This window comes from Psychrobacter sp. NPDC077938 (assembly GCF_044542635.1).
Taxonomy (GTDB): Bacteria; Pseudomonadota; Gammaproteobacteria; order Pseudomonadales; family Moraxellaceae; genus Psychrobacter.
In genome coordinates, this window is the sequence record NZ_JBITUW010000002.1 from 168,369 (window position 1) to 183,792 (window position 15,424).

Sequence of the window (15,424 nt, forward strand, 5' to 3'; positions counted from 1 at the left end):
CTTAAGATTATTCTTAAGCCCTTTTTTATTTCAACAGATATCGTTATATGGTCGTGAATATTAAACAGGATTAACGCAAGTTTAACTCAGGAACCGTTTGACCGCGTTTGGCATAAAACTCGCTGACAAACTCATCAAATTTATCTTGCTCGATAGCATCTCTGATACCTTGCATCAAACGTTGGTAATAGCGCAAATTATGAATGGTCGCTAACTGAGCACCTAGCATCTCTTTGCACTTATTAAGATGGTACAGATAAGCACGGCTAAAGTTTTGGCAAGTATAGCAGTCACATTCAGGATCTAATGGGCCTTCATCATTGCGATATTGGCTATTACGGATACGTACCACACCAGCATTATCTGCATCGCCCGTCACAAAGTAATGGCCGTTACGCGCGTTACGCGTTGGCATCACACAGTCGAACATATCTACGCCGCGACGTACGCCTTCAACTAAATCCTCAGGCTTACCAACACCCATAAGATAGCGTGGCTTATCTGCTGGCATATCATCAGGCAGGTAGTCTAGGACGTCTATCATCTCTTCTTTAGGTTCGCCAACTGAAAGACCACCAATAGCGTAACCATCGAAGCCAATCTCTAACAGGCCTTCGAGTGATTGCTGACGCAAATCAGGGTACATACTGCCTTGCACGATACCGAACAATGCGTTGGTACTGCCCAGTCTGTTGTGCTCATCGATACAGCGCTGTCCCCAACGTAACGATAGCTCTAACGACTTTTTCGCTTCATCATGAGTGGCTGGATACGGCGTACACTCATCAAACTGCATGACGATGTCTGAGTTCAAGCTGTACTGAATCTGCATAGATTTTTCTGGTGAGAGAAATACCTTTGCGCCATCGATAGGAGATTTAAAATTGACGCCTTCTTCGGTAATTTTACGCATTGCGCCAAGGCTAAATACTTGGAAACCGCCCGAATCGGTCAAGATAGGCTTGTCCCAATGCATAAACTTATGCAAGCCACCAAATTTATCAATAACTTCGGTACCCGGACGTAACCAGAGGTGGAAGGTATTGCCTAGAATAATATCAGCACCGATGGCTTCGATATCACGTGGCAGCATGCCTTTGACCGTACCATAAGTACCAACAGGCATAAAAGCAGGCGTTTGCACGTCGCCATGATTGAGATGAACCGTACCACGGCGTGCACGCGTTGCACCGCTAGCCGTTTTATGTAAGACAAATTGCATATGATAACCGCTATTTAAGCTATGAAAATGGCGCTAATTATAGCATTGTTAGCAGTTTTTTGGACATATAGTCAGAGAATCACTGAACTGCTACGGCGTTACTCTCCCTAAATGTACTACTTGTACAATTTTCAATCGGCTGCCTCACATACATTTTAGCGTTCTTTAACTATAGTTATTAGATGTCATCGATATACGCTCTATATACACTTTGGTAAATACCGCTTTACCATAACCAAAAAATACAGATAGCACGCCAAAAGACACAGACAATACTAAAGGTCTGTTGATACAGTAGAAGTTATACAGGTGAGGTAATAATCATTGCCACATCATGCTTTTAGATGCTGGAGATATGACATGAAAAAGACAGCTTACTTATTATTGAGTGGTTCATTATTGATATCAGGAGGGGCTATGGCTACCGAAGAGCCGAAATATACGGTGTTGACCCAAGTAGATGACTTTGAGTTGCGTCGTTATGATGAGCAGCTAGTGGCGCAAACGTGGGTGAGTGGTGACCAAGACTCAGCAAGTCGTGAAGGATTTAAGGTTTTAGCGGACTATATTTTTGGTAATAACACAGCACCAAGTGGAGACAGTAGTAAAATTAGTATGACGGCACCTGTCACGATGCAAGCTGATAACAAAGAAAGTGATAATGAGTCACAAAAAATTGCCATGACAGCACCAGTCAGTATGCAACAAGACGATGGTAAGTGGCGCGTACAATTTACGATGCCTAGTAAATATACAATGCAAACGTTGCCTAAGCCAAACAATCTAAACGTTGAGATTATAGAAGTGCCTGCACAGACGTACGGTGTGATTAAGTTCTCTTGGCTCGCAGGAGAGGACAAAGTAGCGGAAAAAACCGAAGCGCTGCAAACATGGATGCAAGACCAGAATTTGACGCCTATAGGTGAGCCTGAATTGGCACGATATAACCCGCCTTGGACGCTACCATTTTTACGTCGTAATGAGGTGATGATTGCGTATCAATCTAACTAGTAATCGATCCATAAAAAAAGACAGCAATCGCTGTCTTTTTTGTGCTTCATTTAAGGTATCTGAGTTAGACGTTTTGCTCACGGATGATATTAAGCATACGACGTAATGGTTCTGCTGCGCCCCATAACAACTGATCACCAACGGTAAAAGCACCTAGATACTCAGGGCCCATATTAAGCTTACGTAAGCGACCTAGGGCAACAGTTAAGGTGCCAGTCACTGCCACTGGAGTTAGGCGATTCATGGTAGCTTCTTTGTCATCTTCGACCAAATCCAACCACTCGTTGCCACTGTTTTTGAGTGCGGCTTCGATTTCTTCTAATGGAATGTCTTTTTTTAGCTTGATCGTTAGGCCTTGCGCATGACAACGCATAGCGCCGACGCGTACACACATACCATCGATGGGAATCGTACTGGCTTCATCATTACCCAAGATCTTATTGGTCTCGACGCCGCCTTTCCATTCCTCTTTTGACTGTTTGTTTTCTAGCTGCGCATCGATGTAAGGAATCAAGCTACCTGCCAGTGGTACACCGAAGTATTGTGTAGGGAAGTCTGCTGAGCGCTGAGTCTGAGCGATTTTTTTATCAATCTCAAGAATAGCACTAGCAGGATCAGCCAATTCGTCTTGGACGGCATCACGTAACACACCCATGCCATTGATGAGCTCGCGCATATTGTTTGCGCCAGAGCCACTAGCGGCTTGATATGTCATCGCGCTGACCCATTCGACCCAACCTTTATTAAACAGCTCACCGATAGCCATAAGCATCAATGATACGGTACAGTTACCACCGATAAAGTCTTTTTTGCCATTGGCTAGGGCACTATCAATAACGTTACGATTGACTGGATCAAGAATGATGATGCTGTCATCTTTCATTCGCAGCGTACTTGCCGCATCAACCCAATAGCCGTTCCAACCGCTATCACGCAATGGTTGATGGACCTTTGACGTATAGTCACCACCTTGGCAAGTAATAACGACATCACAGGCAGCAAGTGCTTCAATATCATGAGCGTCTTTTAGTTGGCCGGTTTCAATACCATCGAATTTTGGTGCATCACCACCAGCATTACTGGTAGAAAAAAACACCGGTGTGATACCGTTGAAGTCATTTTCTTCCTGCATACGTTGTATCAATACTGACCCTACCATACCGCGCCAGCCTACCAAACCTACTGTTAAATCACTCATGAAGTTCAATCCTATTTACAATTATTTGTTGCATCGTCAACCGATAACAATGCCGTGAATGGCGCGAAAAAGCAAGGCGTTTCGGCTATTATTTGGTCGTTTTCCATACACTATTAACTATGTCGGCTATAACTTTAAGTTATTACTATTGAAGAGGTACTTGGCTATCTGACGACCTCAAAAATATAATGTTTAATAAAGCACTCATTACATTGAGTGAGCCAATATTGTAACGTTTTATGATAGTTGTCGCATAATTGAGACTCACCAGTAGGCGAGAATCCTCTGAAATGCTAAAGTAAGTCTCAAACGCAATTACTCGACGTTAGTTATTTGATGTCAGGTGAGTTACAGCTTAACCAATATACATCATCAGCTCTATCGACACTTTAATCAACGGTTAGTACCTACTTATGGATCTCTCACTATTATATTACGTCTTACAAGGTCTAGCAGGATTCATCGCCTTTGTCACAATCTGGGGCTGGTTGCCGCTAGATAACTGGTGGGTGCGCGGTGTTGAGTTTCCACGCATTCAAATAATGGTGCTTGGTATTCTCGCTTGGTTTGGCATGTTAGTGTTTTCCTCAAAGTGGGAGTTAGGGCAGTGGATATTGTTTGTTGTGCTGAGTGGTACGTTAGCATTTCAGCTGAGAATGGTGCTGCCATATACTAAGCTATGGAAAAAAGAAGTTCAAAAGGCAAAAGATAAGCCAGAAGGGCAAGCGCATCAAATAAAAATCATGGTCTCAAACGTATTGACGCCCAATGATGAAACGCAAAAACTGGTCGATTTGGTTAAGCAAAAGCAGCCGGATATCTTAATTACATTAGAGAGTGACAAGAAATGGGAGCAAGCCTTACAGCAAGTCGAGTCTGACTATCCCTACACCGTGAAAGTGCCACTAGATAATCTATATGGTATGCACTTGTATTCTAAGCTTGAGCTAATCGATCCTGAAGTTAAGTATTTGATGATAGATGATATACCTTCTATCCATACACAGTTACGTTTGCAAGGAGGCCGCGTCATTTGGTTATATTGCTTGCATCCAATGCCGCCTAGCCCAACTGAAGCTGATAAGTCCACCACGCGTGATGCTGAGCTGCTCATGGTGGGTAAACATATAAAAGAAAACGACCAAACGGCGATACTGGCAGGTGACCTCAATGATGTCGCATGGTCAAAAACCACTCGTCGTTTCCAACGTATCTCTGGCCTACTAGATCCTCGCATTGGTCGACATTTTATTAATACCTTCCATGTTAAATATCCATTTCTGCGTTGGGCTTTGGACCATATCTTTCATAGTGCCTGCTTTACAGTAGTTGATATTCAGCGTATGCCATCCGTAGGATCTGACCATTTTCCTGTGATGACTACCTTACAATATGAGCCAGAAGAAGCAAGCAAGCAAGAAGGCAATGCGCCTACTGCACAAGCAGAAGATATCCAAGAAACTGATAACAAAATCGAAGAAGGCAAGAAAGAAGGCGAAAAAGTGTCAGAAGAGCACAGACAAGAGCAGCGCAGCTTTGGTTAATAAAAGAAGGTGTTTATTAGCTGTAGTGCATAGAGATAATGTAAGCATATGCTTACGCAAAATAGAGTCTTTAGCTTCTATCGGCACCAAATCCATTGGCCTATAATACATCCATCAACACAAGGATACGCATGGATGTAGTGTTGAGACAGTATCAATAAAAGCACAGGTCAGCCCGCTGTCTTATATAATACTGTTAAATGACTTAGGATGAGTCAGCACGGAAGAGAGATAATAACAATAACATGAAGTATTGAAACCCTGAACCAATCGCCCTAGGTTCGGGGTTTTTCTTTGTGTATAGATTTTGGTTTATCAAGATTCAAACTATTTAACTTTGAGATTTTTTAAAGCCTCCAGTTAAATATTTAATTGCGTACAAAAAGAAGGGTATATGCAATGGCATATACCCTTCTTTATTTAAATCGATTCAATATTCTAGCTAACTTAATACTATTAGCTTATTGCAACATATTAGCCAAGTATCTGAATATAAGCGCCAGCACGTAGCTCTTGTAACCAGTCTTCTTGAGCTTGTGGTGCTAGGCGTTGATACAATGCTTGACGTGCCATATTGCGACGATATTGCTCGCTAATATCTTGATCGCGCTTACCGTCGACTTTTAGGATATGCCAACCAAATTGCGTTTTAAATGGCGCAGAGTAGTCGCCAACAGCCGTATTCTTCATTGTAGCTTCGAATGGACCAACCATATCTTCTTCGCTAACCCAATCAAGGTCGCCGCCACGTCCTGCAGAACCTGGATCGTCTGAATACGTTGAGGCCAGGCTAGCAAAGTCAGCGCCGCCACGAAGCTGCTCGTATAGATCATTGATTTTTTGTTCAGCAAGCGCGTCAGTTTGTAGGTCATCAACTTTGACTAGGATATGGCGAGTATGCCACTGTGGTATCAGCATCGTATTGCTGGCTTTTTTATCAGCAAGCTTGATGATATCAATTCCTTCAGGAGTCAATAATGGCTCGCTTACAGTACCAACGTCTAGCTTGGTGATTTTGCTAGACAGTTCTGTCGGTAAAGAGGCGGCCTTATGAAAGCCCATATCTCCACCTTGTAATGGAATCGGATAGCTACCTTGGCTAGCAGCAACGGCTTCAGCGACGTTGACATTTGGCTCAAGCAAACGCGTACGTAATGCTTGCGCGACTTTTAATGCTTCTTCACGTTGAGCGGCCGATAGGCGACTATAGTCATCTATATAAGGCACACGTACGTGAATGGTTTGATATTCGCTTTGATTCAGACGTTTGGCTTCAGGTGAGGCCAAAAATGCATCAATGTCTTGCTCGCTAATACGTACTCGGCGAGTAATTTGACGCTGCTGTAGCGCTTGGATAGAAGCCTCTTCGATCAGTTTGGCGCGTAGATTGGCATAACTACCAGGTTGCGCTGCATCTAGACGTTGCTGCAATGCTGCGATGCTATTAAGGCCTTCAGCTTGAGCGATTTGACCAAGACGTTGATTGATTTCTGCTTCATCGGCAGACAGTCCCGCACGTTTGACCATAGACAGTTGTAGTTCACGCAAAATAAGTGCGTTTAACACTTCAGATTGTAGTTGTGCTGAGTTTGCGATAGGCTCTCCAGCAGCTTTTGCACGTGCTTGAGTCTGCTCGATAGCATCAACCAGTTCGCTTTTTAAGATAGCATTTTCATTGACTAAAGCAATAATACCGTCTGTGCTATTGGCTGGCGTCAAGCGATCAACTGAGTTTTGCGCAGCAGGAGTAGAAGCTTGAGCTGCTGCAGGTTTGACAGTAGCAGCGTTGGCACTTAACGTAAGCGTAAGGCCTGCCATAGATAGCAATACTGCTCTGCTAGTCTGACGTAAAGAAAAAAATCTCATGATGCTCCTCATCAATGTCATTGCATCGGATGGTAGTCGGTCAACTCTATCCAATACTCTTAATAATAAAATATTCGACAGCGTTTCCCATAATAGGGGTTTAAATAGTGTCTTATAAATATTTACGTAAATAATTCTAATCTAGCAAAAAACTGGTTAGTCTTTCCATGCCGTCTGTACAGGTTCAAAGCCTAAAATCTTATCAGCAAGTAATCGTGTCAAGCGGCTACTACCGCTGCCAAGACCATTTAATCTAACTTCTGCCATAATAGCTTGTGTTGGTTCGTCTTTTACGTTTAGGTCATTGTAATAGCGGCGACCATAAACAGCAAAGCCGAAACAGCAATCTTCGTAATCAACACCGATGAGTGAATCAAGCATCTTGTTACGATTATAATCGTACTGACCCTGAGCCAATATACGCCAGCTGTTATTGATAGGGAAAACAGCAGAAGCGGTAAACGCAGATAATGGCAACTGATCGGTATTGTCATCACGCTGACGCTTAACATAACCCACATTAAATAAGCTATTGTCTGATGGCTGATAACGCAGCTCAGTCGTAATGTAGTTCAAATCATAGTTACTGGTTAGGGCACCGCTAACATCAACCCAAAAATTATTATAAGGCTGAGTGCTGGTATCCCATACCATACCTGAAGAAGACGAGGTAAATACTGGCTGATCGTCATCAAGTGTTACACGTCCATCATCTAGATAGAACTGTTCTGCAATGCTACCATCAAAACGTGTCACACCCGTTGCATCGATGTAACGATAATTGACACCAGGCGTAATAGAATGCAAATCCTGCAAACGATCATGACCTAAGAACCAACTGTCCGAAAACAGCTGCTCATAGTTAATAGAGGCAATACGCGTATTAAAGTTAGGAATATCGTTTTGGTTCTTATACGGTGAATACGTATATTTTACGCGTGGACTAAGTAAACGATAGCCGCCCATCGTATCGTCAAACGCACCAAATGGTGAGCCCGCTTGATAGAAGTGTAGACCTGCATCGATACTGGCTTGCGGAACAAACACCGATTGACTGCCATCTTCTTCACTAAGCTGATTATCTTCTAAGCTATCTTCATCATATGAAGTATATAGATGCTGCAAGCTAAGCTTAGGTTTGATATAACCCCAAGAGGTTTCCATCGGATAGGCGGCGCTCAGTTTATTATAAATACGCGCGCCACTTTTTTCGTTTTCAGAACCATCATCGATAGACTTTTTGAAGTATGCAGAATCATGAATACCAGTGATATCGAAGCGCTCGGCCCAAGGCAGGCGATAATTTAATTTGAGCTGTGGCAAGCGTGAGTACGGCTTGTCTTTGTCTTCTAACGCCTCACCGCTATCAGTGAATGCATCTAAAGTCTGGAAAGTTTCTACTTTTAATTCACCATCGACATAATCATTGTAGTAATTGACGCGGGCACGACGTGGCAAGTTTATGGTGCTGTCTGACAAGCCCAATGTATCAAAATCATTAAGGTAATCGGCATCTGATACATAGTTGTATTCGGCATCAGCACTTAATCGTGGAATGCTTTTCGACGACCAAGTGTGGTCATAAAACAAGCTGGTACGATCTTCGTCGTCATACTCTCTATCGTTTGGTAAGTATGAACCGTTTAAAATACCTTCCCCATAATTCTCAGTCAGATAACGGAACTCACCTGATAGCATAGGGTTACGATCAGTATAAATATGCGTGTTAAGAGTGGCATCATAGTTAGGTGCTAAGTTGAAATAATAAGGAATATCAACTTCAAGACCGCTTTCACTACTGACACTGGCACTTGGTAATAAAAATCCACTACTGCGACGACTATCTATCGGGAAGTTAAAGTAGGGGAGATAAAATACGGGTATGTCAGCCACACGGAAAGTAGTGTTATACGCTTCGCCGCGGCCTGTATCAGTATTTAGATCGATACTTTTGGCTTCAAACTGCCATTTGCGGTTGGTAGGTGGACAGGTACTAAACATAACCTGATCCAGCTCGTATTCACTCTCGTTAGGTTTGTTTAAGCGTTTGGCATAGCCGTGCGCTTGTAGACCGACACTGGCAAACGCCACATCATTGGCCGTTGATTGACCAGTCTCAGTATTGTAATTCAAGCTGTCTGCAACGCCAATTAGGCCGCTTTGTGCCGCTCTATCATTAAAGCTGGCTTGGCCGCTCTTTGTAGAGGTGTTATTCGTAGCTGTATTGTTTGTACGCTGTCCAGTCGCATTATCTGTAAACATGACTTTGCCTTGAGCCGCCGCAACGCCATTACTCAAGTCAATCATGACTTTTTCTGCTTCGATATGCTGAGTGCCTTGGTCAATTTTTACATTGCCAGATAGCTCGGCATAATTAATATTATTGTAATAACCGTAATCAGACTCGGTAAATAAAGGGGCTTGATTGTTCGGAACGCTAGCCACATTTGGTGCTAGTTGTCCGTTTGCCGTACCAGCTTCATTCACAGCGCGTTGATAATTGGGGTTACTCTGTGGATATACCCATTGACCTTCACAGCGCTGGGCACTGTCCACGGCATTTGGCAGTAGACGTAAATCTCTACCGACCTTTGGAATCGTCTGTGCAGCAGGCATCGCATTATTATGAGAATTGTCCGCCTCAGTGCTGATAGCCTCATTGTTTAATGTTGAAGCATCGGTATCTGGTGTCAGCTCATAAAACTCTGCTAAGCGCATTAGGCTGGCTTGAATACTCTCATCATTAAGATCTAGCTTGCCATTGTCAGTTGTTATCGCTTTAGGGACAAAGGCATTGCTATCTGGTGTATTACTGCTTGGTTGGTTGCTAGTTTCTGTATTTAGATTAGTATCATTAGAGACTTCATTGCTAAAAGCTTCAGAGTCAGCAGCTTCATTAATATCTGTAATATCTAGGTCGTTGTTCTCAGAGAACCTGCTATCTAACGCAGTATCATTTAATAAAGCAGCGTTATTCGTATTAACAGAACTAGCGTTGTCTTGATAGCTATCATTTAGAATATCTGCTTCTTGATAGCCATCATTACTTTGAGTACGACTAATACTATTGGCGTCAGTCGCCACACTATTAGAAGCATAGCTGCCTGTACTGTCCGTAGTTAGTGGTTCAGTTTTTTGCGTATTGGCATCACCAATGGCAGCACTGACAGTTAGGCTAGATAAACCTAAGGCACCAAATAAGATCAAGCGGATGCTTTGGTAAAGCGGAGAATATAACAAGGGCACACCTATGATTGCAGAGCTTATTGGATTGCATGACTGAGTTTAGTAGCGGTATCACCGAACGATATAAAGCAGTGAACGAGCGACTAAAATATGACTAATGTATTCTTAAAAATTCGGATGTTTTACATATAATGACGACTAATCATAGTCAAAAAAAACCAAATCAGCTACACTATTTACCAAAATTTATAATATAGCCATGCTGATTTTTAAGTAGCGATAGCGATTCTATCCGACATCAAGTATTGAATGATATAGCAATACGTCTGTGACAGCTTGTAGAGCACCGACACATATCGCTATTTTAGCAAGTATTTGTCAGACTTATCACTACTTTAATTATTTATGACTTATATTTAACCAGCGATGCCCAATATGACTGACAAAACGACTTTAGAGACTGATATGATCGATGAAAATAACAACCGCCAACAGCAATTAGAACAATGGTTACAGCAAGTATTTTTAGATCAAACCTTTAGTCTAGACAGCTTACCTGGTGACGCTAGTGCCCGCCGATATCATCGTATCGAACTATCAGAGACAGACAATAGTGCCAATAAGTATTATATCGTCATGGACTCCGCTGACGAGCAAGATGCGATGCTGCAGTTTATCAATGTTGCGAAACTGATGGCACCTGCTGTCAACGTGCCGACTCTGACTGCACAAAATGTAGAAAAAGGATTTTTGGTATTACAAGATTTTGGCACAGTAGAATTTGCCCATTTGCTTGTCGATGCCACCGCAGACCAAATCAATGACTGCTATCAGCTAGCAATGCAGACATTAGTCGCGCTACAAACGGTACCAGTAGAAACGGCAAAGTCGCAACACCAGCTGCCAGATTATGACACAGCACTATTAGACCGTGAGATGGATTTATTTAGCGAATGGTTTATAGCTTATATTGGTATAGCGCTAAATGAGCAGGTCTGGGGAAACCTAAAAACAGCACTAATGAATGAGATTTTGCGACAGCCACAAGTGGTGGTCCATCGTGATTATCACAGCCGCAACCTTATGCAAGATCAAGCAGATAAATCAAAGTTGGGTGTGATTGATTTTCAAGATGCTGTCATTGGTTCGTATGCTTATGATCTAGTGTCGTTAGTACGCGATGCTTATGTTGAGTGGTCAGAGAGCCAAATATCTACATGGATTAATGACTTTTGGCAGCTACAAAAACAAAAGGCACTAACCACTGCTGACAGCGCGATACAGTTTGAAAACGATGTGAATGTCATAGGCGTACAACGTCACCTAAAAGTATTAGGGATTTTCATTCGTTTGTCTGAACGCGATGGCAAAGACCGCTATTTGGCGGATATCCCTAAAGTTATGCGCGATTTGATTATTGAATTAAACTGGCTTGCCGAATATGGCAACGATGAACTAAAGCAATCAATTATGCCGTTTAATCAATGGCTGCAAGAGGCAGTGCTACCTGCTTATAAAGAGAAGTTTGCTTCAGCGTAGATGACGCTCAGCTAAATTAATTTAAATAATAAAGATAGGAGCGCAGATGTCTACCTCTACGATTACACAAGCCATGATTTTGGCAGCGGGCAAGGGCACACGCCTACGTCCATTAACGCTTGAGACGCCCAAGCCTTTGGTTGAAGTCGCAGGTCAACCGCTTATTGTATGGCATATTAAAGCACTACAAGCAGCAGGCATCACCGATATCACGGTCAATGCATCATGGTTGGCAGATAGACTAATGGACGCCTTAGGCGACGGTTCACAGTACGGCGTAAATCTGCATTGGTCAGTAGAAGACGATGAACCACTTGAGACCGCAGGCGGCATTTTTCAGGCATTACAATCAGGTAAACTAAAGGATGAGCCGTTTATTCTGGTCAATTCTGATGTATGGACTACCTATGATTTTTCTCAATTAACAGACTATACATTGGGAGCAGATCAGCGCGCCCATTTATTATTGATTGATAATCCAGAGCACAATAATGGCGGTGATTTCGCCATCAATAACGGTCTTGCTAGTGAGCAGCCAGTGGGCGATGCAGATAAGTATACCTTTGCGGGTATTAGCGTAATGTCACCAAAATTGGTAGAAGGTCTGGTGTCAGGACAGCCTGCTGCATTGGCACCACTATTAAAGCAAGCAATGATAAAGTTTCAGATTACCGCTGAGGTGACGACAGATAATTGGATAGACGTTGGGACACCAGAGCGTCTAACACAAGTTAATGAGTTTATCGAACAGAATGATATCGAGCATGCAGGTAAACCAAACTGATAAATTTAAGATAAATAAAAAGCAGCATTGATTATTCAACGCTGCTTTTTTTGTGTATATAGAAATACTTTTTACGACATGTCTAGAGGGTATATTGGCAAGACAAAAGTGCAAATTTAGCAGCTAGCAAGCTATTCATTAGCTAACTAACTGGAACTCAATCGTATAATTAGGCAATTGTGCTAAACACCCATGGCCAACCTGATTAGCTGAGCAATGGTAAACACCACTAAAAACCCTGCCAAATATAGACCCACGAACCATGCCCATTGCGATTGTTTTTTACTGAACTTTTTCATAGAGATCTCCTGATTAGCGTATGAAGTGTGACTACCATCTACGAACAATGATAGCCATCCTTTTTAGCTGATCCGTTGCCCGCCGCGATTAGCGACTAGTACATCGGATTGTGATCAGACTTACCTTTGAAGGTATAGTAAGCAAATGCTGTATAGCTCAAGATAATCGGTAACATGATACATGCGCCAATCAGCATGAATGATAACGAAGTATCGGCAGCCGCCGCTTCATAAATCGTCATCTGATACGGTACGATATAAGGGAATAGGGCGAAACAAACCCCTATGTAACCCATTAAAAATAGAGCAACCGTTAGCAAAAATGGACGATACTCACGCTCAGTTTTCAAGTCTTTACGCATGATAAAAAATAAAAGCATGACAATAATAGGCATAGGAGCGAGGTATAATAAATCTGGGAAACTAAACCATCCTTCTAATGCATCGATGTCTGAGAAGTACATAAACGCTGTGACCACAACCATCGCCACTAGTAACGCAGTAAGCATCCATCTAGAAACTTGGCGCGCCCACACTTGCAACGTATGTTCTGTTTTTATGATAAGCCACGTCGAGCCAAGTAAGGCATAACCGATAATCATGGCAAATCCGCACACAATCGAGAAGGGTGTGAGCCAATCAAATGGGCCACCAGTATATAGACGGTTGCTGGCTTCTAACCCTTGCACTAACGCCCCAAGCATAATGCCTTGAGAGAAAGTGGCAACGACTGAGCCGACAAAGAAAAAGGTATCCCATACATGTCGGCGCGAAGAGGATTTGAAGCGAAACTCAAACGCCACACCGCGCATGATAAGACCGAACAACATAGCAGTTACTGGTAGGTAAAGACCTGTCATGATGATGCCATAAGCAACAGGGAATGCTGCGAATAAACCACCGCCGCCTAGTACTAGCCACGTCTCGTTACCGTCCCAAAATGGCGCGATAGAGTTCATCATGCGGCTACGGTTTTTATCTGAGCCTGCAAAAGGGAACAAAATACCGCAGCCCAAATCAAAGCCATCAAGCAGTACATAGACAAAGACAGACAAAGCAATCAAACCGCCCCAAATAAGAGGTAAATCTAATACATCACCGAAGTTAAACATTAGCGTAATCCTCCATCATCGACATCATTTACAGGCTCATCTAAGCCTTCTTCAGTACCTTTGCCAGGATTACTATCACCACTTAACGCGCGGCCTTGACTCTCGGTCACTGAGTGCTCGTAGAAGTTGTCTTCTGCAGGATCTGTATAAGGTTTTGGTCCTTGAGCAATCAAGCGCAAGATATAAAAACTGCCTGCACCAAAGACAAATATGTACAGCACGATAAAGCCAATCAATGTCGTCGCTACTTGCTGTGCTGCAAGCGGAGACATACTTTCAGCAGTACGAATCACCCCATAAACCGTCCACGGCTGACGTCCCGTCTCGGTTACGAACCAACCTGATAGTAAGGCGATAAAACCAAGCGGTGTCATCATCATCCACGCACGGTGGAACCACACACTGTCAGTATTGAACTGCTGTTTTTTAAAGTATTTGTATAGACTGAATAGGCCGACCAGTACCATAAGCATGCCAATACCAACCATGATACGAAACGCCCAAAACACGATGATAACGGGTGGTTGATCTTCAGGTGCCCAGTTTTTGAGCCCCTTAACTTCACCATCTAACGAGTGGGTTAAGATTAAACCAGTCACATAAGGAATTTTTACTTCGTACTTATTGGTCTGATTTTCTTGGTCAGGAATCGCGAATAAACGTAGTGCAGCACCGCGCTCATCTTCCCAGAGCCCTTCCATCGCAGCCACTTTAGCAGGTTGGTGTTCAAGGGTATTTAGACCATGCTCATCACCAATCAATACCTGCGCTGGTGCAACAAAGATGGCCATAATCATCGCCATACCTAGCATTACACGACCATGCGCGCGGTGCTCGACGTGCTTTTTGGATTGAATATAGTAAGCACCGATACCACCGATGACAAAGGCAGTCGTCAGAAAGGCTGCGGTCATCATATGAGCATAACGGTAAGGGAACGATGGGTTAAAGATAATTTCAAGCCAGTCGGTAGGATAGAGTAGGCCATCTGCACCTATCATAAAACCTTGAGGAGTCTGCATAAAGCTGTTGGCGGCCAATATCCAAAAACCTGAAATCAAGGTACCGATAGCAACAATGGCGGTTGAAGCAAAATGCATGCGTTTGCTCACGCGACCCCACCCAAATAGCATAATACCTAAGAAGGACGCCTCTAAGAAGAACGCTGTCAATACTTCGTAGGCGAGTAATGGGCCTAAAACGTTACCGGCCTTATCAGAGAATACTGCCCAGTTGGTACCGAACTGGTAGGACATCACCACGCCTGATACCACGCCTAGACCAAAGACGACAGCAAATATTTTGACCCAATGCTTGTAGACTTCAGCATAGATAGGTTCACCAGTTCTTAACCAGCGGAATTCAAGCACCGCAAGCCAGCTGGCTAGACCGATAGAAAAGGCGGGAAAGACGATATGGAACGAGATAACAAAAGCGAATTGGATACGCGCAAGCAGCAGCGCATCGAGCTGGTCAATCATAAATGTAGCGAACATAAACGGTTACTCTCATCTGTTAGCTGAATAGCGCTGACTTCCATACAACGCTCAAGTAACTGTCCGTAACTATCCATCGATCAAAGTGGCAAGCATTACGGGCAATAGCTCAGTGACGTGGACTTAGCTCCATTAGACATAAATTGTGGCTAAGTTTGCGACTCACT

The 15,424-nt window shown here is 43.2% G+C and carries 11 protein-coding genes; 4 read left to right on the plus strand and 7 right to left on the minus strand.

The features are described from left to right. Positions 1 to 70: 70 nt before the first annotated feature. Positions 71 to 1,222 (minus strand): tRNA guanosine(34) transglycosylase Tgt, encoded by a 1,152-nt coding sequence (tgt, locus tag ACIGBM_RS04275; RefSeq protein WP_057759140.1) that lies wholly within the window; start codon positions 1,220 to 1,222, stop codon positions 71 to 73. A gap of 417 nt (positions 1,223 to 1,639) precedes the next feature. On the opposite strand from tgt, the gene ACIGBM_RS04280 reads away from it, so the two are divergent. Then, a complete protein-coding gene (locus ACIGBM_RS04280; RefSeq protein ID WP_397476876.1) occupies positions 1,640 to 2,233 on the plus strand; it encodes an SOUL family heme-binding protein in 594 nt (197 codons plus the stop codon). Between the two features lie 64 nt (positions 2,234 to 2,297). Here ACIGBM_RS04280 and asd read toward each other — a convergent pair whose 3' ends face one another. Next, positions 2,298 to 3,431, minus strand: a complete 1,134-nt coding sequence (gene asd / locus ACIGBM_RS04285; RefSeq protein WP_397476877.1) for an aspartate-semialdehyde dehydrogenase — start codon at positions 3,429 to 3,431, stop codon at positions 2,298 to 2,300. 413 nt (positions 3,432 to 3,844) lie between these two features. Here asd and ACIGBM_RS04290 point away from each other — a divergent pair, with 413 nt between their 5' ends. Further along, positions 3,845 to 4,975 (plus strand): endonuclease/exonuclease/phosphatase family protein, encoded by a 1,131-nt coding sequence (locus ACIGBM_RS04290; RefSeq protein ID WP_397476878.1) that lies wholly within the window; start codon positions 3,845 to 3,847, stop codon positions 4,973 to 4,975. A gap of 474 nt (positions 4,976 to 5,449) precedes the next feature. On the opposite strand, the gene ACIGBM_RS04295 is transcribed toward ACIGBM_RS04290, so the two are convergent. Together ACIGBM_RS04295 and lptD are read right to left on the minus strand one after the other, a co-directional pair. Beyond that, a complete protein-coding gene (locus tag ACIGBM_RS04295) occupies positions 5,450 to 6,841 on the minus strand; it encodes a peptidylprolyl isomerase (RefSeq protein WP_397476879.1) in 1,392 nt (463 codons plus the stop codon). A gap of 156 nt (positions 6,842 to 6,997) precedes the next feature. Then, a complete protein-coding gene (gene lptD / locus ACIGBM_RS04300; protein WP_397476880.1) occupies positions 6,998 to 10,081 on the minus strand; it encodes an LPS assembly protein LptD in 3,084 nt (1,027 codons plus the stop codon). Positions 10,082 to 10,462: 381 nt separating this feature from the next. Between lptD and ACIGBM_RS04305 the strand changes: the two genes are divergently transcribed. Further along, positions 10,463 to 11,566, plus strand: coding sequence for an aminoglycoside phosphotransferase family protein (locus tag ACIGBM_RS04305; protein ID WP_397476881.1), 1,104 nt, complete (start codon positions 10,463 to 10,465; stop codon positions 11,564 to 11,566). 46 nt (positions 11,567 to 11,612) lie between these two features. Further along, a complete protein-coding gene (gene murU, locus ACIGBM_RS04310; RefSeq protein WP_397476882.1) occupies positions 11,613 to 12,350 on the plus strand; it encodes an N-acetylmuramate alpha-1-phosphate uridylyltransferase MurU in 738 nt (245 codons plus the stop codon). 182 nt (positions 12,351 to 12,532) lie between these two features. Here the strand turns inward: murU and ACIGBM_RS04315 are convergent, their stop codons facing one another. The 3 genes from ACIGBM_RS04315 to ACIGBM_RS04325 form a co-directional block, all read right to left on the minus strand. Continuing rightward, positions 12,533 to 12,649 carry a DUF2474 domain-containing protein gene (locus ACIGBM_RS04315; RefSeq protein ID WP_397476883.1) on the minus strand — a complete coding sequence of 39 codons (117 nt, stop codon included), beginning with the start codon at positions 12,647 to 12,649 and terminating at the stop codon, positions 12,533 to 12,535. 95 nt (positions 12,650 to 12,744) lie between these two features. Beyond that, positions 12,745 to 13,761, minus strand: coding sequence for a cytochrome d ubiquinol oxidase subunit II (cydB, locus tag ACIGBM_RS04320; protein WP_057759155.1), 1,017 nt, complete (start codon positions 13,759 to 13,761; stop codon positions 12,745 to 12,747). Then, on the minus strand, positions 13,761 to 15,257 hold the full coding sequence (locus tag ACIGBM_RS04325) for a cytochrome ubiquinol oxidase subunit I (RefSeq protein WP_397476884.1): 1,497 nt from the start codon (positions 15,255 to 15,257) through the stop codon (positions 13,761 to 13,763). Before ACIGBM_RS04325 ends, cydB begins: the two co-directional genes overlap by 1 nt. Between the last annotated feature and the right edge of the window lie 167 nt (positions 15,258 to 15,424).

Bases quoted from the DNA above. Each gene is read 5' to 3' on its own strand.
- ACIGBM_RS04325 (WP_397476884.1), bottom strand. From the start codon at position 15,257: ATGTTCGCTACATTTATGATTGACCAGCTCGATGCGCTGCTGCTTGCG.
- ACIGBM_RS04295 (WP_397476879.1), bottom strand. From the start codon at position 6,841: ATGAGATTTTTTTCTTTACGTCAGACTAGCAGAGCAGTATTGCTATCT.
- ACIGBM_RS04305 (WP_397476881.1), top strand. From the start codon at position 10,463: ATGACTGACAAAACGACTTTAGAGACTGATATGATCGATGAAAATAAC.
- tgt (WP_057759140.1), bottom strand. From the start codon at position 1,222: ATGCAATTTGTCTTACATAAAACGGCTAGCGGTGCAACGCGTGCACGC.
- ACIGBM_RS04315 (WP_397476883.1), bottom strand. From the start codon at position 12,649: ATGAAAAAGTTCAGTAAAAAACAATCGCAATGGGCATGGTTCGTGGGT.
- asd (WP_397476877.1), bottom strand. From the start codon at position 3,431: ATGAGTGATTTAACAGTAGGTTTGGTAGGCTGGCGCGGTATGGTAGGG.
- ACIGBM_RS04290 (WP_397476878.1), top strand. From the start codon at position 3,845: ATGGATCTCTCACTATTATATTACGTCTTACAAGGTCTAGCAGGATTC.
- murU (WP_397476882.1), top strand. From the start codon at position 11,613: ATGTCTACCTCTACGATTACACAAGCCATGATTTTGGCAGCGGGCAAG.
- ACIGBM_RS04280 (WP_397476876.1), top strand. From the start codon at position 1,640: ATGGCTACCGAAGAGCCGAAATATACGGTGTTGACCCAAGTAGATGAC.
- cydB (WP_057759155.1), bottom strand. From the start codon at position 13,761: ATGTTTAACTTCGGTGATGTATTAGATTTACCTCTTATTTGGGGCGGT.